Source organism: Gemmatimonadales bacterium (assembly GCA_030697825.1).
GTDB lineage: Bacteria > Gemmatimonadota > Gemmatimonadetes > Gemmatimonadales > JACORV01 > JACORV01.
The window spans coordinates 1-21,015 of sequence record JAUYOW010000126.1; the positions used below are offsets into that span (position 1 = coordinate 1).

Annotated in this window: 20 protein-coding genes; 16 read left to right on the forward strand and 4 right to left on the reverse strand. The window is 69.1% G+C overall.

Going from position 1 to position 21,015, the window contains the following annotated elements:
- Nucleotides 1-122: 122 nt before the first annotated feature.
- The 10 genes from Q8Q85_06530 (at nt 123) to Q8Q85_06575 (ending at nt 10,322) form a co-directional block, all read left to right on the forward strand.
- Nucleotides 123-1,610, forward strand: coding sequence for a PQQ-binding-like beta-propeller repeat protein (locus Q8Q85_06530; GenBank protein ID MDP3773907.1), 1,488 nt, complete (start codon nt 123-125; stop codon nt 1,608-1,610).
- Nucleotides 1,611-1,699: 89 nt separating this feature from the next.
- Nucleotides 1,700-2,581 (forward strand): ABC transporter permease, encoded by an 882-nt coding sequence (locus tag Q8Q85_06535; GenBank protein ID MDP3773908.1) that lies wholly within the window; start codon nt 1,700-1,702, stop codon nt 2,579-2,581.
- A complete protein-coding gene (locus tag Q8Q85_06540; protein MDP3773909.1) occupies nt 2,568-3,506 on the forward strand; it encodes an ABC transporter permease in 939 nt (312 codons plus the stop codon). The genes Q8Q85_06535 and Q8Q85_06540 overlap by 14 nt, the downstream gene beginning before the upstream one ends.
- Before the next feature lie 86 nt (nt 3,507-3,592).
- Nucleotides 3,593-5,146 (forward strand): M20/M25/M40 family metallo-hydrolase, encoded by a 1,554-nt coding sequence (locus Q8Q85_06545; protein MDP3773910.1) that lies wholly within the window; start codon nt 3,593-3,595, stop codon nt 5,144-5,146.
- Nucleotides 5,143-6,024, forward strand: coding sequence for a metallophosphoesterase (locus Q8Q85_06550; GenBank protein MDP3773911.1), 882 nt, complete (start codon nt 5,143-5,145; stop codon nt 6,022-6,024). Before Q8Q85_06545 ends, Q8Q85_06550 begins: the two co-directional genes overlap by 4 nt.
- A 55-nt stretch (nt 6,025-6,079) precedes the next feature.
- Entirely contained in the window at nt 6,080-6,457 is a 378-nt protein-coding gene (locus tag Q8Q85_06555; GenBank protein ID MDP3773912.1) for a GntR family transcriptional regulator, read from the forward strand.
- Nucleotides 6,457-7,350 (forward strand): ABC transporter ATP-binding protein, encoded by an 894-nt coding sequence (locus Q8Q85_06560; GenBank protein ID MDP3773913.1) that lies wholly within the window; start codon nt 6,457-6,459, stop codon nt 7,348-7,350. Before Q8Q85_06555 ends, Q8Q85_06560 begins: the two co-directional genes overlap by 1 nt.
- A gap of 17 nt (nt 7,351-7,367) precedes the next feature.
- Nucleotides 7,368-8,027, forward strand: coding sequence for a hypothetical protein (locus tag Q8Q85_06565; GenBank protein MDP3773914.1), 660 nt, complete (start codon nt 7,368-7,370; stop codon nt 8,025-8,027).
- The gene (locus tag Q8Q85_06570; protein MDP3773915.1) at nt 8,020-9,114 is read left to right on the forward strand and encodes a hypothetical protein; all 1,095 of its coding nucleotides are present in this window, start codon (nt 8,020-8,022) and stop codon (nt 9,112-9,114) included. Before Q8Q85_06565 ends, Q8Q85_06570 begins: the two co-directional genes overlap by 8 nt.
- A complete protein-coding gene (locus Q8Q85_06575) occupies nt 9,105-10,322 on the forward strand; it encodes a hypothetical protein (GenBank protein ID MDP3773916.1) in 1,218 nt (405 codons plus the stop codon). The genes Q8Q85_06570 and Q8Q85_06575 overlap by 10 nt, the downstream gene beginning before the upstream one ends.
- Here the strand turns inward: Q8Q85_06575 and Q8Q85_06580 are convergent.
- The 3 genes from Q8Q85_06580 to Q8Q85_06590 are packed head-to-tail and all read right to left on the reverse strand — an operon-like array spanning nt 10,319 to nt 11,825.
- Nucleotides 10,319-10,621 (reverse strand): hypothetical protein, encoded by a 303-nt coding sequence (locus Q8Q85_06580; protein MDP3773917.1) that lies wholly within the window; start codon nt 10,619-10,621, stop codon nt 10,319-10,321. The genes Q8Q85_06575 and Q8Q85_06580 overlap by 4 nt on opposite strands.
- Entirely contained in the window at nt 10,621-11,571 is a 951-nt protein-coding gene (gene queG / locus Q8Q85_06585; protein MDP3773918.1) for a tRNA epoxyqueuosine(34) reductase QueG, read from the reverse strand. Before queG ends, Q8Q85_06580 begins: the two co-directional genes overlap by 1 nt.
- A complete protein-coding gene (locus Q8Q85_06590; GenBank protein ID MDP3773919.1) occupies nt 11,568-11,825 on the reverse strand; it encodes a hypothetical protein in 258 nt (85 codons plus the stop codon). The genes queG and Q8Q85_06590 overlap by 4 nt, the downstream gene beginning before the upstream one ends.
- A gap of 67 nt (nt 11,826-11,892) precedes the next feature.
- Here Q8Q85_06590 and Q8Q85_06595 point away from each other — a divergent pair, with 67 nt between their 5' ends.
- Both Q8Q85_06595 and Q8Q85_06600 read left to right on the forward strand, forming a co-directional pair.
- On the forward strand, nt 11,893-12,660 hold the full coding sequence (locus Q8Q85_06595; protein MDP3773920.1) for a TIGR00730 family Rossman fold protein: 768 nt from the start codon (nt 11,893-11,895) through the stop codon (nt 12,658-12,660).
- 31 nt (nt 12,661-12,691) lie between these two features.
- Complete coding sequence (locus Q8Q85_06600; protein ID MDP3773921.1) at nt 12,692-14,191, forward strand: MFS transporter; 1,500 nt, start codon at nt 12,692-12,694, stop codon at nt 14,189-14,191.
- Here the strand turns inward: Q8Q85_06600 and Q8Q85_06605 are convergent.
- Nucleotides 14,169-15,833 (reverse strand): glycerol-3-phosphate dehydrogenase/oxidase, encoded by a 1,665-nt coding sequence (locus Q8Q85_06605; protein MDP3773922.1) that lies wholly within the window; start codon nt 15,831-15,833, stop codon nt 14,169-14,171. The genes Q8Q85_06600 and Q8Q85_06605 overlap by 23 nt on opposite strands.
- 128 nt (nt 15,834-15,961) lie before the next feature.
- On the opposite strand from Q8Q85_06605, the gene fadI reads away from it, so the two are divergent.
- The 4 genes from fadI to Q8Q85_06625 all read left to right on the forward strand — a co-directional run bounded on the left by fadI (nt 15,962) and on the right by Q8Q85_06625 (nt 20,998).
- A complete protein-coding gene (gene fadI / locus Q8Q85_06610; GenBank protein MDP3773923.1) occupies nt 15,962-17,257 on the forward strand; it encodes an acetyl-CoA C-acyltransferase FadI in 1,296 nt (431 codons plus the stop codon).
- Nucleotides 17,257-19,371 carry a fatty acid oxidation complex subunit alpha FadJ gene (gene fadJ, locus Q8Q85_06615; protein MDP3773924.1) on the forward strand — a complete coding sequence of 705 codons (2,115 nt, stop codon included), beginning with the start codon at nt 17,257-17,259 and terminating at the stop codon, nt 19,369-19,371. The genes fadI and fadJ overlap by 1 nt, the downstream gene beginning before the upstream one ends.
- A gap of 80 nt (nt 19,372-19,451) precedes the next feature.
- A complete protein-coding gene (locus Q8Q85_06620; protein MDP3773925.1) occupies nt 19,452-19,772 on the forward strand; it encodes a hypothetical protein in 321 nt (106 codons plus the stop codon).
- 11 nt (nt 19,773-19,783) lie between these two features.
- Entirely contained in the window at nt 19,784-20,998 is a 1,215-nt protein-coding gene (locus tag Q8Q85_06625) for a DUF1015 domain-containing protein (GenBank protein MDP3773926.1), read from the forward strand.
- Nucleotides 20,999-21,015 lie beyond the last annotated feature (17 nt).

Below are 21,015 nucleotides of genomic sequence, written 5' to 3' on the forward strand. Positions count from 1 at the left end.
GACCTGGACGAAGTGCTCGCGCTTGCCGATCGGGTCGCCGTGATGGTGGAGGGACGCTGGATCGAGCTTCCGCGTACCGCCACTCGCGAAGAGGTAGGCGCGCGGATGCTGGGTAGCGCGGCGTGAAGCTGCGGGCGCGGCCGGCGGCGTTCGTCGCCCTGTTACTGGTCGCGGTGCTCTGGTTGGTGGCGCGGCGCGCCGGCACGGGTTCACCGCAATCCCGGGTCGAAGCCGATACGGCGCGCGGGCCATTCCGGCGCGAGCCGGTATTCGTGCGCGCGGACCAGGTCGGCGTGCCGATCGGCGACACGGTGAAGGGGCTCACCATGTTCCGAGGCAACGCGACGCGCACCTGGTACGGACAGGGGCCGATGCCCCGGAACCCCGCGGTACTGTGGCGGTATCCCCGCCGGCCGATGTGCGCCACCTCCGTCGTGGGTCGAGAGCCGCTCATCTGGTGCGGGAGCGGGTGGACGGGCCAGCCATCGGTGGTGGAGCGCGGTGACGGCGTCGAAGTGATCGTCGGCACGTACGACCGGAGAATCCACTTCCTCGACGGCGCCACGGGGCGCGAGCGGCGGCCGAGCTTCGCCACCGGCGACATCATCAAGGGCTCGGTGACGGTGGATCCGGATGGTTTCCCGCTGCTCTATTCCGGCTCGCGCGACAACTACTACCACGTCATCGCTCTCGACCGGCCGCGGCCCACCGAGTTATGGCGCCTTTCCGCACGGGATGCGCCGCATCCGATGTGGAACGACGACTGGGACGGCAACGGCGTCGTGATAGACGACTATCTGTTCGAGGGCGGCGAGAACGGCTGGTTCTACGTCGTCAAGCTGAACCGACGGTACGACGAGCACGGGCTGGTGCAGGTTGCGCCGCGGGTGCTGGTGCGTTTCCCGTCGTTCGACGACTCGCTGCTGGCGGCGATCCGCGACCGGGAGGTGAGCATAGAGAACTCGCCGGCGCTGTTCGGCAACAGCGTCTTCTTCGCCAACAGCGGCGGGGTGGTGTGGGGCCTCGACCTCTCGCACCTCAGGGATTCCTCGCGCGCCGAGCCGTTCTTCCGCTACTGGACGGGCGACGACACGGACGCCTCGATCGTGATAGACGAAGAGGGGATGCTCTACGTCGCGTCGGAGCAGCAGCGGTTCAACGCGCGGGGGCGGGCGGTGGGGCAGCTACAGAAGTTGGACCCATCGCGCGCGGACCCGCGGGTGTGGGGGATCGCGATCCCGCGCGGCGGCGGCGAACCGCTGGGCGGAGTGTGGTCCACTCCAGCGCTGTTCGGCCGCATGCTCTTCGTCACCACCAACTCCGGTCGTCTCCTCGGCGTGGATCGGGACAGCGGCGTCATCCGCTGGGAGAAGCCGCTGCCGCCGCACGCGTGGTCGTCGCCGGTGGTGGTGGACAGTGTGCTGCTCGTGGGGGACTGCGAGGGCGTGCTTCACGCGTACGACGTCCGCCGGCCGGAGGTTGAGCCGCCGGTGCTCTGGGAGTTCCGGCTCGAGAGCGGCGCGTGCATCGAGTCGACGCCGGCCGTGTGGAAAGGACGGATCTATGTCGGGGCGAGAGATGGGTATTTCTATGCGATAGGTGATAGGTGATAGTGGTGAGAAAGGGAGAAGTGAATGGGTGAGAGGGGGAGTGAGGGGAGTGAGGGGAGAAGGACAAGTGACGTGAGAGGTGCTGGTCGGTGAACGAGGTTATTGCCGCGCTCATTCGAGGGACGCCGTTGCTCATCACGGGGCTGGCGGTCGCGCTCGCGTTCCGCGCGGGGATCTGGAACATCGGGGCAGAGGGTCAGTTCTACGCTGGAGCGGTTGCGGCGGCGTGGATAGGGACCCGGTGGGGCGTGCATTCGCCATTGATCGTGCTTCCTCTGGTGATGATCGCGGCGGGACTTGCGGGAGCGTTGTGGGCGGCGGCTCCGGCGCTGCTGCGCGCGCGATTCGGGGTGCTCGAGGTCATCACGACTATAATGCTGAACTTCGTAGCCGAGCATCTGGTGAGCTTCCTCGTGCAGGGCCCGCTCCAGGAGTCGGGGCACACGTATCCGCAGACGGACCCGATCGCCGCGGCGGCCCGCCTCGCGCCCATCGTGCCCGGGACGCGGCTGTCGTGGGCGTTCCCGCTGGCCGTGCTGCTCGCGGTGGTGATGTGGGTGTTCTTCGAACGTACCCGCGCCGGTTTCGCGCTTCGGGCGACCGGCGCCAACCCGATAGCGGCGCGGATCGCGGGCCGGATCCCGGTCACCCGCGTGGCGACCACGGCCTTCCTTGTTTCGGGCGCCATCGCCGGCCTCGCCGGTGCCGCCGAAGTGAGCGGCGTGACGTTCGCGCTCTACGAGCGGCTGTCGCCCGGCTACGGGTACACGGCCATCGCGGTCGCGCTGCTGGCGGGACTTCACCCGCTCTGGATAGTCGTGAGCGCGTTGTTCTTCGGCGCGCTCGAGGCGGGGGCAGCAATGCTCCAGCGGACGGCGGGAATCCCGTCCGTCACGGTCTACGCGATCGAGGCAGCGATCATCCTCGCGCTCGTGGTGGGCCATCGAGTGGTGCGTCGTGCAGACGCCTGACGTCACGAGCGCGGCGACGCTGGCCGCCTTCCTCGAAGCGACGGTGCGCGTGGCCACCCCGCTCGGCCTCGCCGCCCTGGGCGAGACGGTAACGGAACGCTCCGGCGTGATCAACGTGGGCCTCGAGGGCGCGATGCTCGCGGGGGCGCTCGCGGCGGCGCTGGGCGCGCTCGGGCTCGGCGGTGCGTGGGGAGGCCTCGCCGCGGCAGCGCTGGCCGGCGCGGCCATCGCCGCGCTCTTCGCTCTGGTGGCGGTACGGATGGGCGGCGATCAGATCGTCGCCGGGACGGCCATCACGCTGGGGGCGGTCGGCGTGACGGGGGCGGTGTATCGTGCGGCCTTCGGCGCCACCGGGGCCGCACTCTCGCTGCCGACGTTCGCGCCGCTCCGGGTGCCCGGCCTCGCTTCGCTGCCGCTGATCGGTCCGGCCCTGTTCGACCAGCCCGCACCGACGTATCTCCTCTTCGTCGCGGTGCCGTGCGCGTGGTACGTGCTGGCGCGCATGAACCTCGGACTCTCGTTGCGGGCGGCCGGAGAAGCGCCGGCCGCGGCTGCGGCGGCCGGCCTCGACGTGCGGCGTCTGCGTCTCGGGGCGACGGTTTTCGGCGGGATGATGGGCGGCATCGCCGGCGGGGCGCTCGTGCTCGCGCAGGCGGGGACCTTCGCCGAGAAGATGACCGCGGGCCGCGGCTTCATCGCGATCGCGATCGTCGTCCTGGGCCGGTGGAACCCGCTGGGCGCGTTCGCGGCGGCCCTCGTCTTTGGCGCGGCGAGCGCGCTACAATTCGCGTTCCAGGCGGCCGGGCTGGAGGTACCGTATCAGTTCTTCCTGATGGCGCCTTACGGGTTGACGTTGTTGGCGCTCGCGGGGGTGGGGGGACGGGTGAGGGCGCCGGCGGGGCTTGGGAAGAACTACGAGGCGTGAGAAACGAGATGATAGTGATAGGAGATGGGTGATGAGGTGATGGAGTGATGAGGTAACTGAGGCCGAACCCAGGGAGAGAGGTGCACGTGAGGGTAAGCCGAGGGATATGGGCTCGGGTTGCGGCAGCGCTCTGGTGCGTGGTGACGGCGATCGGATGTCATCAGCCGAGGCCGGAGGCGGCCCAGCCTGAGCCGGGACGACCGGAGCAGGCCAGGCCGGGCGTGCAGACGGGAATCTTCGGGCCATCGTCGTCACCGGTATTCGAGCTGCCGCGGCGCGCGGCGATGCGGGCGATGCCGCAGGAGTCGGAATGGCCGGAGATCGGCCGCGAAGCAGCGGATCTGCTCACCCAGTATCTGCGCTTCAACACGACGAATCCGCCCGGCAACGAGATCCAGACGGCGCGGTTCCTCCAGGCGGTGCTGGCGCGCGAGGGCATCGAATCGCAGATCTTCGAGCCGGCGCCCGGCAAGGCGAACCTCCACGCGCGGCTGCGCGGCGACGGCAGCGCGCGGGCGATCGTACTGCTCAGTCACATGGACGTCGTCGAGGCATCGCCGGAGTATTGGTCGGTGGATCCGTTCGGCGGCATGGTCCGCGATGGCTATCTCTACGGCCGCGGCGCGCTGGACATGAAAGGGCAGGGCATCGCGCAGCTCATGGCGATGATCCTGCTCAGGCGGAGCGGCTTGCCGCTCCGTCGCGATGTCATCTTCCTCGCCACCGCGGACGAAGAAGTAGGCGGGATGAGCACGCTGGGCGCGGCGTGGATCGCGCGTGAGCACCCGGAGCTGGTGCAGGGCGCGGAGTTCCTCATCAACGAAGGCGGCGCCACGCGGACGGACGAGACGGGCAACCTCTCCTACTTCGGGATCGGCACCACAGAGAAAGCACCGTTCTGGCTCTCGGTCACCACGCACGGCACGGCAGGGCACGGGTCTCGGCCCACCCCCGACAACGCGGTCGAGCGGCTGATTCGCGCGCTGGCGCGCATCGAGGCGTTGGAGACCCCGCTCGTCGTGACCCCCGCCGCCGACCGGTTCTTCAAGGACCTGGCGACGCGCGAGACGAACCAGCAGATCCGCGGCTGGCTTCAGGACGTGGGTGCGGCGATCGCGGATCCCGCGGCCCGGCGCTACTTCACCGGCGACCTCTACTACAACGCCATCCTTCGGAATACGATCTCGGTCACCCGCGTCACGGGAAGCGGCAAGGTGAACGTCATCCCGCCGATCGCGCGCGCGGAGGTGGACGTGCGTCTCCTTCCCGGCCAGGACCCGCAACAGTTCCTGGCCGACCTCCGGCGCACCGTGAACGACACTGCGGTCGCTATCGGGCCGCTCGGCACGGTCTGGAACGCGACCGAGTCCCCGGTCGAAACGGAGCTGTTCCGCGCGGCATCGGACGCCATCCGCCGTCGTTTCCCGACCGCGCTCGTGACGACACCCATGCTCTCGGGGTTCACCGATTCACACTACTTCCGCCGGATGGGAATCGCCTCGTACGGGATACAGCCTTTCGCGTTGCCCGAGAGCGAATCGCGGGGCGTACACGGCAACGACGAGCGCATCAGCCTCTGGAACGTGCAGTTCGGCGTGCACTACTTCTTTGACGTGCTTCGGAGCGTCGCCGGACATTGATCGGGCCGCTGGTCCGTTCGCCGAAGCGGGCGCCGCGGAAAGAGCCGCTCCACCCCGACGGCCGGCGCCGGGTCCGCAACCTGATCGGCGATCTGGTCGAGTTCGCCGCCGCGCCGTTCGGATTCTGGGGTCTCAAACGTCTCATCGTCGAGACGGTCGAGATCCACATCGCCGACCTTCCGGCCTCGTTCGACGGATACCGCATCGCCTATCTCACGGATCTGCACTCATCGCCCATCGTTCCGCGCTGGTGGATCGAGCGCGCCGTGGAGAAGGCGCTCGGGCTCCAGCCGGACCTCATCGCCCTGGGTGGCGACTACGTCCACGACGATCCCAGGTACGGGCCCGGCCTGGCGGAGATTCTTCGGCCGCTGCATGCGCCGGACGGCGTGTTCGCGGTCCTGGGCAACCACGACCACTACGTCGGCTCCGGAGTGATCCGCGCGGCCCTCGAGCGCGCCGGGGTGCGCGAGTTGCTCAATTCATCGCTGCGGGTCAACCGAGGTGGGGCCGAGATCGCCGTTGCAGGGGTGGGAGACCTCGAGTGCGATGTCATAGACTTCGACGCCGCGCTGGGTGGCGTCGGTGGCGGAGTGCCGCGAATCGTCCTTTCCCACGACCCCGACGTCTTCGCCTACTGGCCCCCGAGCGTGCGGCTGGACCTCATGGTAGCGGGCCACACCCACGGTGGTCAGGCCTACCTTCCGATCATCGGCCCACCCTTCGTTCCCTCGCAGTTCGGCTTCAGGTACCTGGCCGGGCTGTACCGTGAAGACGATAGGCAACTCTATGTCTCGCGAGGAGTTGGCGCGAGCGGCGTCCCCATGAGATGGCGTTGCCCGCCCGAGCTGACGCTGATCGTCCTCCGTCCCTCTTGACAGCCGCAGCAAACCGTCCTACTGTATTAGTACACCAATACAGTCGCTTGGGGACGTGTTCAGACAAATAGACCCGCGAAGCCCGATTCCCCTGTATATCCAGATCGCCAACCGGCTCAGGGTGGCGGTCGCCACCGGTGAGCTTCAGCCTGGGGCGGTGCTGCCATCGGTGCGTAACCTGGCGACGGTCATCCGCGTCAACCCGGCGACGGTGGTGCAGGCCTACCGGGAGCTGGAGTGGGCGGGCGTCGTCGAGAGCCGGCAAGGCGCCGGGACGTTCGTGAAGGACTTGCCGGAGGCGAAGCGCGATGCGGAGCGGCAGCGTGAAGCTCAGCGACTGATACGGCAGCTCCTTCAGGAGTCGTCGAACCTGGGAGTGACGCGCGAGGACCTGGACTACGCGTGGGAACAAGAGCTGAGGGAGCGGGCCTGATGTCCAATGCGATAGAGACGTTCGACGTCTGCTACAGGGCGGGGAAGACCTTCGAGTTACGCGACCTCACCCTGAAAGTGCGTGAGGGCTCGATCTACGGGTTCCTCGGCCCCAACGGGGCGGGGAAGAGCACCACCATCAAGCTGCTGATGGGGATGTTGCGTCCCGTGGGCGGGCAGATCTCCGTACTCGGAAAGAAGGTGCCGCAGGAGATGCCTCGCATCCTGGCTGAGACCGGCTACGTGCCGGAGCGGCCGCACCTCTATCCCTTCCTCGCGGTGGAGGAGGCGATTCGCTACCACGCCGCGTTCTTCGCGGGATTCGACATGCCGTACGCGCAGGAGCTGCTGGAGACGTTCAACCTGCCGAACGAACGGAAGCTCTCGCATCTATCCAAGGGCGAGATGGGCAAACTGCACATGCTGCTGGTCCTCGCGCAGCGGCCGAGGCTGCTGATCCTGGACGAGCCGACGGACGGCCTCGATCCGGTGGTGCGTCGGGACGTGTTGTCGGCGCTGTTGGATTTCTGCTCACAGGGATCGGCGACGGTTTTCATCTCCAGTCACCTGGTACACGAGCTGGAGCGGATCTGCGACTGGGTGGGCGTGCTGGACCGCGGGCGGATGATCGCGGAGCTGCCGATGCACAGCTTCAAGAACGGGATCAAGCGGCTGCGGGTCGAGAACTCGCCGAGCCTGATCGGCGACACGCCGTTCGTCCTGTTGATGCGGGAGCAGACGCCGTACGACGAGATCTGGGTGGTGCGGGGGTGGCAGGCGCCGATGACGCAATGGTTCGAGGGCGCCGGCGCGCGGGTGAAGGAGATCGTGGACCTCGATCTCGAGGAAGGGTTCGTGGAGCTGCTTCGCTGCGCGCGGGTGCCGGCAATGTAGGCAAGGGAGTGTGGATCATGTTCAGTCAGGTCCTTAGAACCCAATGGCTCGCCAGCCGACAGGTCGTGTTGGTCTTCGTGGTGCTCGCGTTCGCCGCCCCGCTGGCGACGGTCTACTATGGCGGCAGCCTGACCACGGCCGGCGCGTCTCGGATATCGGGGTGGCTGGTTGGCGCTGAGGCGATCGGCAGCGCGATCCCGATCATTGCCATGTTCCTCGGTGTCGCGCTCGGTATCGCCACGTGGGCGCCGGACCATCTCGGCAAACACGTGTATGCGTTGGTGCTGCCGCTGCCGCGCTCGCTGTTCGTGCTCCTGCGATTCGGAGCGGGTGTGACGTTGATGCTCGTGCCGGTAGCGGCCCTGGGCCTTGGCGCCATGATCGCGACGCTGGCCGTCGACCTGCCGACGGGAGTGCATGCCTATCCGATGCAACTCACCCTGCGTTTCGGCTTCGCCGCCCTGGCCTGCTTCGCGATCTTCTTCGCCATGTCCATAGGTACGAAGCGGGCGTTGTTGCTACTCCTGGGACTGATCGGGGGTGTGCTGCTCGCTGACCTGCTCGTCCAGACGTTCGGCGGGGAGACGCACGTGGCCGAGACGGTGCTGTACCTGCTGACCAATTGGCCGGGGCCGCTCAGCATCCTGCTGGGGCGTTGGGCGTTGTTCGATGTCTAGGCCTGGCAGCCTCGTCCTGGCGCTCGCGATGCTGACCGTGGCGCGGCCGGCGCCGGCCCAGGAGTCCTCGGCCATCGCCGAGGCGCGCGATCGCGCGAAGCTTGCTCGCGCCGACTCCCTGTACGCGAATCTGATGGCACAGCGGGCGGAGCGGCAGGCGAACCGGCGCGGTTATCTCCTGAGGTCAGGTGACCTCAACCTCATCTTCTGGGAAGCGGTGCCTCGGTCGCTCGGCCGGCAACTCGGGGCCGGCGCCGGAGAGATGTTGAGAGAGTTCGGCGCGGTGCCGGAAGGTTTCGTCCGGCGCAGCGTCGTCGTGCAGGTGTGGGCGGTAGACACCGCGGGCATCCTGGCGGCGCCGGCCCTGCGAGGCAGCCGGCGAGTCTGGATGGAGTGGCCGCAGCCGGCCGACACCACGGCCATGAGCTGGAGGATCGCTTCGCGGCTGGCAGCGGCGTACCGCGAGACCCTCGATTCGGCGTGGCAGGCGTGGCTCCCTCAGGACTACGGCGTGCAGTGGGAGCGCGCGCGCGAGGGTCAGGCGGCGCTCAACGCACTCACGCTGGCCCGCGAGGCCAGCGGGAGCGAATGTCTTGCCGGCAAAGCGGCGGAATGCAGACTTTGGCTGGGGGTCGATCCGGACGAGCACCCTTACGCCTCGCGGTATCGCCCCGCGGAGCTGCGCAGCAACGTCCGGCAGAGCGAGTACTATAGCCGAGACGCCGACCGGTCGTCCTGCCTCAACGGCGCGGACGACGGATGTCTGCGCCTCGTGGAGAGGCAGCGGTTTCTGTCGCCTATCCCCGCGCCGGACCCCGCCCGCGTGAGCCTGATCCGGGCGGTGCACGCACTGCACGGCGCCGAAGCGCTGCGCTCGGCGCTGGCGGATACGGTTGGCGGGGTTGGGGAGCGCCTGGCCCGTGCGTCGGGCATCAGTGAGGACTCGGTTGTCGCGGAGTGGCGGACGTGGGTGCTCTCGCGCGGCCGGCCGCAGCGCGTTAGAGCCGGTCTCGGTGACGCGTTGCCGGTCCTGGCCCTGGTGGGGTTCGTCCTCTTCGCGGCCGCTAGGAGTGGACGATGGCGCTGAAACGGTGGGCATGGTTGGGCGCCACTCTGGTGGCGATGGCATTGGCGGCAATCGTGGTTCTGCCGCCGAGGCCGGTGTCGCTGCTTCGCTCTGGCTGGATCGGTCCGGAGGACACCTACTATTCGGGCCGCGGGAGCGTCTTCGAGAGGACCTTGGACGCGACGCGTCAGCGCCTGCGCAACCGGATGGAGGCGCGACGAAGGGAGGCCTCGATCCTCGCGGCGCGCGGCCGTCCCGGCGCGCTGCACACGTCGGACGGCGCGATCACAGTGCTGCGCGAGGCGTCGCTCAGTGAGGATTCGGCCCGCGTGTGGCTGGACGCCGTGCATGCCGAGCTGGATGCGTTTCCGCGGGCGGCGGCGTTGGGCATCCCCATCGTCGTGGTGATCTACACCAGCCAAGTTGGAAGACAGGTTGCCGCGGCTGGCTGGTACGGGGGCGAGAGGCGCTGGCTCAGCACCTCCGGTGCCCGCCCAGCGTGCGTCGTCGAGCTGAACCTGGCCATGAGACGCACGGCGTGGAACCGGATCAGGTGGATGGAGCGCGACTCGTCGGGCGCAGTGCACAGCAGCGTGCTCGACTGGTGCGCGCTGTACGGCCGGTACGGCATGCCCGGTGAGGCCGTGTCGCGCTGGTCAGCGACCCTGCGCGGGCCGTCCCGCTACTGGGGAGGGTCCAGTTCGCTTGAACGAAACCTCGCGGCGGCGCGCCGCAACAGCCCGCCGAGCGTGCTTTTCGAGAACCCGCAATGGTATCGGCTATTCACGAACGACTGGCATTACCAGTACCGGCGACTTCGCACGGGGTATCGAATTACAGGGTGCGTGCGGGGTGACGGCAGACTGTGCCGGGCGGTGCTGGGCCTGACGGAGGGGGTGGCGCCGAGGGAGGAGCCGGACCGGTACTGGGGGTGGGGCAACACGTCCGGCCTCTCCGTGCGTGAACTCATCGCGCATCTCCTCGCGAACGAGGGCGGCGAGCGGTTCCTTACCTTCTGGCAGTCGCCTCTTCAGCCCGCGGCCGCGCTCGAGGCAGCGTACGAGAGGCCCACGGGAGACATGCTAGTGGCCTGGGCACAACGGCAGTGGACTCGGCCACAGGTGGGACCGAACGCTCCCGGGCGCCTTCTGGTTGCCGGACTGGGATGGATGGTGTTCGCCCTCGTGCTTGGAGTGGTGATCGCCAAGCGCCAGACGGTCGAGTTCTAGGCCAGCGATACCACGAACCGCACCGTCAGCCGCTCAGCCGACTGCGGGGTCACGCTGCAAAACGACTTCGCGCCTAACAGCTGCTTCACGCCGAGGACTTCGGACTCGCCGATGCTCGGCACGTCGCGGAAGGTGATCTCGAGTGTCTGGCCGCCGGTGACGGCGTAGCTCACCGGCCGGCCGCGCAGGCGGTGGTGCGGGTCCACGCGGTCGAGGCCTTCCTCCAGGCTCGCCTTCAGCGCGGACAGCCGATCTCGGAGTTTGGGATCGGTGACGAGCGAGCCGACGCGCTCGGCCATCAGGCCCCCGCTCCCGCCCGCGAGTTCTCGAGCACGACGCGCGCGTTGCGCGCGAGCCCGGCGCGGCCCGCCCGCTCGAGCGCCGTGTCCCCGAACAGTCCGTCGAAGGTCCGCTCGTCCAGCTCCACGATCTCCTCCAGCGTTGGCCGCTCGTCCTCGGAATGGGTGCGGTAGCGCGGCTCGCGCGTCTCTGCAGCGAAGCTCACGTTCCACGGACAGATGTCCTGGCAGATGTCGCAGCCGAACAGGTTGTCGCCAACTTCGTGGCGGAGCGCCTCGGGAATCTCGCTTCGCGCCTCGATCGTGAGGTACGAGATGCATCGCGTGGCGTCTAGGACCCGGGCCTCCGGGAACGCGCCGGTCGGGCAGGCGTCGAGACACCGGCGGCAGGTGCCGCAGCGGTCCGCCTCGAACGGCTCGTCCTTGGCCAGCACGAGGTCGGTGAGGAGCACACCGATGAACGTGAAGGAGCCGATCCCGGGATGGATCAGCATGGTGTTCTTGGCGATCCAGCCCAGTCCGGCGCGCCGTGCCAGCTCGCGCTCCGGGAGCGGGCCGGCGTCCACGTAGCTGCGGCACCGTCCGCCGCCTGCCGCCTCGACGATGAAGCTTCCGAGCCGGGCGAGCTTTTCCTTCATCACCACGTGATAGTCGTCGCCCAAGGCGTACTGCGCGATGCGGCCGTGTCCAGAAGGGAGCGAGGTGGGAGGCTGGAAATAGTTGTGCAGCACGACGACGGCCGAGCGCGCATCGGGCCAGGCGCGCTGCGGTTCGCGCCGGATGGGAGCCTGGCGGGCCAGGTAACCCATCTCGCCGTGGTATCCGAGGCGCAGCCAGTCGTCCAGCGCGGGGCCGGCCTCGGAGGGCCGGAGGTCGGTCACCCCGCAGGCGTCGAACCCCAACTCGAGGGCCGCGTGCCTGGCGAGTGCGGTGAGCTCGAGTGGGGTCATGATCGGAAGAAGTGGCGTCGCCACCGCGCGAAGCGCAGAACGTCGCGCACCGGCGGTACGGCGTGCTCCTCGCCGTAGGCCGTGTACAGCCGCCAACGCAGGTACTCGGCCGGCGGAAGGGGGAGGAACGGGGACCCGCGATACCACTCGCGCCGGCGCATCGCCCACGCGAGGGTGAGGAGATCCCACGCCACCCGCGGATTGACGAGCGCGCGACCGATGAGAGCGAGCACCAGCGCCGACCACGACTCCACTTGCGTTTACGCCCCCTTCCGTTCTTCTGTATATTGCGCGCGATTCCCGCTGGCAAGAGGCCCAAGCATGACGGCAGACGACCGGATCTCCGGACCGAAGCGGCTCGTGCCCACGGAGGACGAGCGGCTACTCAGCACGCCGCTGGTCGCCCCTGAGCGCCGGGTCTTCACCTCGACCGACCCGTGGCGGGTGCTCCGCATCATGGGCGAGTTCGTCGAAGGCTTCGACACGCTGGCCAACATCCACAACGGGGTGACGCTCTTCGGCTCGGCGCGGACCACCTCCGACGACCGGTACTACCAGGCTGCTACCCTGACGGGACAACTTCTCGCCGAAGCCGGCTTGACGGTCATCACCGGCGGCGGCCCCGGCATCATGGAGGCCGGCAACAAGGGAGCGCGGCTCGGCCGCGGCCGGTCGGTAGGCCTCAACATCGAGCTGCCCTTCGAGCAGGGCACCAACCAGTACGTCGACACGTCGGTCAACTTCCGCTACTTCTTCGTGCGCAAGACGATGTTCGTCAAGTACTCGCTCGCGTTCATCGTCTTCCCCGGTGGCTACGGGACGCTGGACGAGATGTTCGAGGCCCTTACGCTGCTACAGACGGGGAAGATCAAGCACTTCCCGGTGGTCCTCTTCGGCTGCGACTATTGGCGCGGCCTGGTGGACTGGTTGCGCGATACGATGTGCGCCCAGAGGAAGATAGAACCGAAGGACCTCGACATCTTCCACGTCACCGACGACCCGAAGGAGGCGGTGGCGATCGTCAGGCGTGCCCGGGAAAAGGTGACCGCGCTGGCGGCGGAGGACCGGGGCGGGATGTTCGCCGGGTGACGGGCGCTGCACTGCGCGGCTGTCCGGTCCCGTGACCGAGTCGCACTCAGGATTGAGCCGCGGGTACATCCGGTACGCCTTGGCGCTGCTCGCGCTGGGCAACCTGCTGAACTACCTCGACCGCAACATCATCTTCGCGCTGTTCGAGCCGATCCGGCGAGACCTCCACGTTTCGGACACGCAGCTCGGCTGGCTGGGCTCGGCGTATGCCATCGTGTTCTCGGTGGGAGCGCTCTTCGCGGGCGTCCTGTCGGACCTCGTATCGCGCCGCGCGGTGATCGCGGGCGGCGTGGCGTTGTGGAGCAGCTTCACCGCCATGGGCGGGGTGATCAACTCCTACTGGCAGCTCTTCGTGAGCCGCTCATTCGTGGGCATCGGCCAGTCGTCTTACCTGCCCGCGGCGCAGGCGCTTCTCGCCGACTACTACCCGACCAGGGGCCGCGCCCAGGCGATGGGCATCTTCTGGGTCGGGCTCGCCCTGGGTGGGGTGCTGGCGGTCTGGCTGGGGGGCGCGCTTGCCACCGCGTTCGGGTGGCGCAGCACGCTCGTCATCGTGGGTCTGCCCGGCCTGCCCTTCGCGTTCCTGCTTTCGCGGCTGCGCGACCCGGCAGCCCGGGCCGCGCCCGTGGTCTCGCTCGCTGCGATTCCCAAGTTCCACATCACCTGGCGCGTGGCCGCGCGAACGATGATGCCGCTGCTGTCGAGCCTGCTCCTCGCGACGGTCGTGTTCGGGTTCCTGGCGCTGTTCGAGAATGTTCCCGCCAGCGCGGACCTGGTCGTGTTCGGCGTGATAGCGGGCGCCGGTCTGATCGGGACGATCTGGCTTTGGGTGCGTATCGCGATGGTGCGCCACCCGTCGGTGACCAGCGCGCCGGCCGACGCGGTGGACGAGATGCTGGACGCGGCGAGCCTCGTGCTGCGGACGCCGACGCTGATCTGGCTCTTCCTGGGTGGAGCTCTCACCTCCGCGTCCATGAATACGCTCGTGGCATGGTCGACCAGCTTCCTCCAGCGCGAGCTGCACCTCACTCTACTCGAGGCAGGGCGCCGCATCGGACCGATCGGTCTCGCCGGGGGCGTACTCGGGTCGTATGTCGGCGGCCGGCTGGGGGACGTGCTGTTCGAGCGTTGGCCTAGCGGCCGCGTGATCGCGGGCGCGATGGGCTTCCTGGTGGGAGCCCCGATCTGCGTCGGGATGCTGCTCGCCACCGACGTGAGCCAGTTCTCGATCCTCTTCTTCCTGGTGGTATTCCTCTTCACCTGGTACAACGGCCCCATCGCGGCCGTGCTGTTCGACGTGGTGCCGAGGGAGATCGGTGCGACGGTGATGGGGGCCTACATCTTCTTCATCCACATCGCCGGCGACGCCATAGCGCTGCCGGTGGTGGGGTTCCTCTCCGACCGCTACGGCCTCAGGCCGGCGCTCCTGACGTTGCCGGTCATCGGCTTGGTCGGAGGGCTGATCCTGATCTTCGCGGTGTTCACGGTGGGGCGTGATATGGAACGGCTCAAGTCGAAGCCGCCGGTGTGAAGGCCTGGCGCATCCGGGCGACCTCGGCCAGGTATTGCGCGACCGAGCCCGCTTCGCGCCCTGCATCCCAGCCCAGCTCCCGGGCCAGCAGCCGGCTCACCAGCGGCGCCACTTCCACGGCCTGCGTCGGATGGCGGTGGAAGAGGTGGGTCCGCCGGACGAGTACGTCGCTCACGGTCATCGCCATCTCCCGTCTCGCCTGATAGACGACGTCGGCGCGCAGCAGCGGCCAGCCGTCGAGGAGTGGTAGCGCCAGGTCCGGCTCGCGCGTCGCGAGGTTGGCCACGGCCGCCGCTTCGGCGCCGTAGGTGGCGACGAGGTGGTCCGCAACGTCCCGGTCCTGTCCTCCCTTCACCAACTCGTCGGCCAGCTGAGCGAAGTCGGCTACCTCCCCTCCCGGCAGCGCCTCGCGGTCGGTCGGCGCGCTGGATGGCACGCGTCGCCCGTCGAGGTGTCGCAGGCGCTTCGAAACGGCATTCACGAGTTCCGCCGCCATCGAGCGGTACGTAGTGAGCTTGCCTCCAGCGATAGTGAGGAGCCCGCTCGCGCTCTCGACTATGCGATGCTCGCGCGGCACGGCGGCAGTGGACGCGCCGCCGTCCGCGAGCAGCGGCCGAAGCCCGGCCCACGCGGCGAGCACATCCGCGGTCTGGAGCCGCGCGTTCGGGAATACGGCGTTGGCCGAACGGAGCAGGTAGGTGATGTCGTCCGGGTCGGCGGCGACGTCGTCCGGCGAGCAGTCGGTGTCCGTGTCCGTCGTGCCGACTATCGTCACGTCGCCCCACGGGAGGACGAACATCACCCGCCCGTCGATGGGCGAGGTGAGCGTCACCGCGCCGGCGTTCCCGATCCGCGCCCTCGGCACCGCGATGTGGGCGCCCTTGGTGAGCCTCAACAGTGGCGCGGCACTCGGTTCGTCGAGTCTCCGGAGTGCGTCGGTCCACGGGCCGGTCGCGTTGACCACCACGGAGGCGCGAACGGTGATCTGTTCGCCCGTGAAGACGTCTTCGAGCGTGGCGCCACGGACGCGTCCGCCGGCTTTCTCAAGCGCGGTGACCCGAACGTAGTTCGCGGCGAGGGCGCCGTGCCGGTGGGCGGAGCGCACGTTGGCCAGAACGAGCCGGGCGTCGTCGCACTGGGCGTCGTAGTAGAGGGCGCCGCCGGTGAGGTCCTGGTCGCGGATCTGCGGCTCGATCTCGAGCACGCGGCGGCGCGACAGCAGGCGATGCAGGTGGACGTTGCGGAACATCGCCAGCAGGTCGTAGAGCCAGACGGCGGCGCTGATCTCCCACCGGCGCACTCGGCTCCCCCGGTGGACCGGAAAGGTGAAGGCGCGCGGCTTCACCAGGTGCGGCGCGATGCGGAGGAGCGTGCGGCGCTCGCGGCTCGCCTCGAAGACCAGGTGCAACCAGCCGTGCTCCAGGTAGCGCAATCCGCCGTGGATCAGGCGCGAGGATCGGCTCGATGTGCCGTGGCCGAAATCGCCGGCGTCCACCAGCGCAGTGCCGATGCCGCGCATGGCGGCGTCGCGAGCGATGCCGGCGCCGGTGATCCCGCCGCCGATGACCAGCAGGTCGACCGGTTGGCCGGCCAGCGCCGCCAGGCTCGCGCGCCGCGTCTCGGCTGAGAAGAGTTGTTCCACGCCGCGTCGAATCTGTCACTAAACCCTCGCCTTTGCACGACCCACGCCGCTGGCCCGCGCCTCGGCAGGTGGGTAGCTTTGGCCTCGGCGGGCGCGCCGCCGACTCTCGCGCAGCGGGGAGCTTCAGGATGAGCGGGTTCAACGGACGCCGGGTCGCGATCATCGCAGGGTGCCGCACGCCCTTCGCCAGGGCCGGCACGGTGCTGAAGGACGTGAGCGCCGTGGACCTGGCGAAACACGCGACGCGCGAGCTGTTGGTGCGCACGGAGATCGACCCGAAGACGGTGGATCAGGTCATCTTCGGGCAGGTGATCCCATCGGTGCTCGCGCCCAACGTGGCGCGCGAAGTGAGCCTCCTGCCGCAGTTCCCCAGGAACATCCCAGCCTATTCGCTCAACCGAGCCTGCGCCTCGTCCAACCAGGCCATCGCGGATGCGCACGACCAGATCGTGCTGGGCCACGCCGATATCGTTATCGCCGGCGGCACCGAGGCCCTCTCCGACGTGCCCATCCTCCACTCGAAGCGATTCGCCGAGATCCTGGTCGAGGCGAGCAAGGCCAAGAGCCTGGGCCGGCGCCTCGGCGCCATCGCCAAGACCCGGCCGCGCGACCTGATCCCCGTGACGCCGGCCATCGCCGAGCCGTCCACCGGCCAGACCATGGGCCAGTCGGCGGAGAAGATGGCCAAGGAGAACGGGATCACCCGCGAGGCGCAGGACAAGTTCGCGCTCCGCTCGCACCAGAACGCGGCCCAGGGCACGGCCGACGGGCGGCTCACCGCCGAGATCGCGCCGTACTTCGTCCCGCCTAGGTACGAGACCGCGATCGCCACGGACAACGGAATCCGGCCGGACTCGACTCTGGAGCAACTGGCCAAGCTCCGGCCGGTCTTCGACCGGCGCTACGGTACCGTCACCGCGGCCAATGCCTCGCCGCTCACCGACGGCGGCTCCGCGGTGCTGTTGATGAGCGAGGAGAGAGCGAAGGCGTTGGGCTACGAGGCGCTGGCCTTCATCCGTTCCTACGCCGTCGCCGCCGTGGATCCTGGAGAACAGCTGCTGATGGGGCCGGCGTTCGCCGTGCCGAAAGCGCTGGAGCGGGCGGGCATCACCTGGAAAGAGCTCGGCTTGGTCGACATGCACGAGGCGTTCGCCGCGCAGGCGCTCTCCAACATCCAGGCCTTCGAGTCGAAGCAGTTCGCCGAGGAGAAGCTCGGCCGGAACGAGCCGGTCGGCGAGGTTGACTGGGGCACGCTGAACGTGATGGGGGGCTCCATCGCCATCGGCCATCCCTTCGGCGCCACGGGCGGCCGCATCACCACGACGCTCGCCAACGAGATGAAGCGGCGTAACGTGCAGTTCGGCCTCATCTCGGTGTGCGCGCAGGGTGGCATGGGGTTCGCGATGGTCCTGGAGCGGCGCTGATGGGCGCGCTCACGGTCGCGCGCGAGGGTGGGGTCGCCGTCGTCACCTTCGACCTGCCGGGCGAGAGCGTCAACAAGTTCTCGCGGAAGGTGAAGGACGAGTTCGCCAAGACGATGACCACCCTGCGCGCCGACCAGTCGGTCAAGGCAGTGGTGCTCATCTCAGGCAAGCCGGAGAACTTCATCGCGGGCGCGGACATCGAGGAGTTCGTCGCCGCCAAGAGCGAGGACGAGTTCCGCACCCTCTCGCGCGAAGGACAGCAGTTCCTCGACGCGCTCGAGGCGTTCCCCACGCCGATCGTCGTCGCGATCCACGGCGCGTGCCTGGGCGGCGGTCTCGAGATCTCGCTCGCGTGTCACTGGCGGATCGCCACCAACCATCCCAAGACGGTGCTCGGCGTCCCGGAGGTGCAGATCGGCATCATCCCCGGAGCGGGCGGCTGCAACCGCCTGCCGAGGCTGGTCGGCCTGCGTGCGGCGCTGGACATGATCCTGACGGGCAAGAACATCCGCGCCGACAAGGCGTTCAGGATGGGGCTCGTGGACGAGCTGGTGGCGCCGCCAATCCTGCGCGAGGTGGCGGTGCAGGCGGCGAACCGGTTGGCGGGGCGCGGCGTGCCGCTACGCAAGCCGCGCGGGAGCTGGCTCCTCGACCGGAGCGCGCCGGGCCGCTCGTTGGTGATCTCGCAGGCTCGGAAGATGACGCTGAAGAAGACGGGCGGGCACTACCCTGCGCCGCTCACCGCGCTGGATGCGGTTTCCTACTCGCTCTCGCACGGCATGAAGGACGGGCTGGTGCGCGAGGCCGACCTGTTCGCGAAGATGGCGATGACGGATGTGTCTCGGCGGCTGGTGGAGATCTTCTTCGCGACGACGGCCATGAAGAAGGACCCCGGCGTGGCTGCGCCCGCGCCCCAGCCGCGCCAGGTCGAGCGTCTCGGCATTCTGGGCGCGGGCTTCATGGGCGCGGGTATCGCGGTCACCGCGGCTGACCAGGCGGGCGTCAGCGTGCGCCTGAAGGACGCGGACCTCCCGCGCGTGGCGAAGGGGCTGAAGGCGGTGTCCGACGTGATCGTGGACCGCGTCAAGCGCCGCAGCGTCACCAGGCTCGAGGGCGCGCGGAAGCTGGCGCTCGTCTCGGGGGGCGTGGACTACAGCGGCTTCCACCAGGCGGACCTCGTGATCGAGGCTGTCTTCGAGGACGTCGAGGTGAAGCGCTCCGTGCTACGCGAGGTGGAAGCCGTCGCGAAGCCCGACTGCATCTTCGCGTCGAACACGTCCACGATCCCGATCGCGCGCATCGCCGAGGCGTCGAAACGGCCGGAGACGGTGATCGGGATGCACTTCTTCTCGCCGGTGCACCGTATGCCGCTGCTCGAGGTAATCCCCTCGGCGAAGACCGCGCCGGAGACGACCGTCACGGCGGTCGCGTTCGGGCGGCGGATGGGCAAGACGGTGATCGTCGTGAAGGACCGGCCGGGCTTCTTCATCAACCGCATCCTGGCGCCGTACATAGCCGAGGCGGGCCAACTGCTCAAGGAGGGGGTGGCGATCGAGGACATCGACCGGGCCATGACGAGATGGGGGTTTCCGGTCGGCCCGATCACCCTGCTCGACGAAGTCGGGCTCGACGTCGCGGTCAAGGTGGGCGGCGTGATGCTGGAGGCGCTGGGTGAGCGCGTCGCCACCGCGATCCGTCTTGACGCGCTGGTGGCCTCGGGCCGCCTGGGCCGAAAGAACGGCCGCGGCTTCTTCCGCTACGAGAACGGGAAAAAGGCGGGAGTAGATGAAGAGGTGTACGGCGTGCTGGGTGTGCCGAAAGGGACGGTGAAGGACACCGCGAGCGTCACCGAGCGGCTCTCGCTCGCGATGCTGAACGAGTCGGCGCGCGCCCTCGAGGAGGGCGTCATCCGCTCGGCGCGCGACGGCGACATCGGGGCCATCTTCGGCATCGGCTTCCCGCCCTTCCGCGGCGGTCCGTTCCGCGCCCTCGATGCCATGGGCGCCGGCGAAGCGGTGGCCAAGCTCGAGCTGCTCGCCGCGCGGCACGGAGCCCGCTTCGCACCGGCCGGGAGCCTGACCGAGCTCGCCCGGCGCGCCGGCCGCTTCCACTAACAGGACATGCGCCGCCTCGCCGAGCGGCCCGCCAACATCGCGTTCATCCTCGGCAACGTCCTCAAGGAGGGCGCACGGTCGTGATCGCGGAAGACAACACGCTGGCCGGGTACGTCGTGGTGCACGGGAGGCCACCCGCCTTCGAGGGATCGGACGGCCGGTCGTACTCGGTGGGAGTCTTCTCCGACGACGACCCGGACGCGGCCGGGGCCTACGGTGCATCGCTGCTCTTCATCCGCTGGTCGAAGGACAACGAGCCCGACGGCCACCTCGAGAGCGACTATCTGGCGCGAGCGAAGGATCCCGCCGCCGCCGAGGCCGAGGTGGGCGGCATGACCTTGGCCGAAGTGAAGAGCGCGCTCGACCTGCTGATCGCCGCGCACGACCGGAAGGCCACCTGACGAACATCCCGCTGTTCGCGCCGTTCCGGGGCGAGCGCTACGCGGACGCGGCGTCGCTCGCGCGCCGGCTCGCGCCCCCGTACGACGTGATCGGGCCGGCGCAGCGTGCGGCGCTCGCGGCGCAGGACCCGGCCAACGTCGTGCGCGTCGATCTGCCGGTGGCGCCCGAGGGCGGGGACCCGTATGAGGAGGCAGCTCGGCTGCTTTCCGGGTGGCGGACCCAGGGCATCCTGACTCGTGACGCGGGGCCGTGCGCGTACGTCCTGCGCACGACGAGCGGTTTCGAGGACGGGAGCGTGCGCGCACGCACGGGAGCCTTTCTGGCGGTCTCGGCGGAGCCGTTCGCCGAGGGGCGGGTGCTGCCGCACGAGCGGACGCACCGGGGGCCGAAGGAGGACCGCCGCCGTCTGACCCACGCGACCGCGTGCAACCTTTCCCCGGTCTTCCTGCTCGCGCCGGACTCCCGCGGCGAGCTGGCGGCGTCGCTGGCGCGGGTGACCGCGGCCGAGCCGTGGGCTCGGGCAGAGGCGATCGGGGCGTCGCACGAGGTATGGGTGGTAGGTGGCGAGGACGCGCCAAGGATAGCGGCGGCGGCCGGCGCGGAACCCGCGTACATCGCCGACGGGCATCATCGGTATGAGACGTCGATCGTGATCCGTGAGGAGGCTCCGGCGGCGTGGCGCGCCGGGGCGCGGCGCACCCTGGCGCACGTAGTGTCGTTCCGGGACCCGGGGCTCGAGATCCTGCCGACGCACCGGGTGGTCGAAGGTCGGAAGTTGGCGGTTGAAGAGGTGCTCGCGGCCGCGGCGCCGTACTTCGAGCCGGCGAGCCGCGAGGGCGCGACCCTGACGCTGGTCTTCGGTGACGGGTCGCAGGCGCCGGTCGCGTTGCGCTCCGACGCCGACCTCTCCGCGGCCACCGATCTCCCGGCGCATCCGGCGGTCCGCTCGCTCGCGGTGGCTGTATGCGATGCCGTGATGGTGAAAGTCGTAGCGTCTTCGCTCCAGGGCGGGGCGCCCGGCCTGCGTTACACGCCGGTCGAGGCGGAGGCGCGCGCCGCAGCGCGGGATGACGCTGTCGCTTTCGCGATCCTGCTCCCGCCGACCAGGCTGGAAGAAGTGAAGCGGGTCGCGGACGCGGGAGAGGTCATGCCGCCCAAGTCCACGTTCTTCGCGCCGAAAGTGCCGACGGGGGTGGTGCTCCGGCCGCTGGCGGGGGAGAGCTAGCCCGGCGGCGGCCGTTC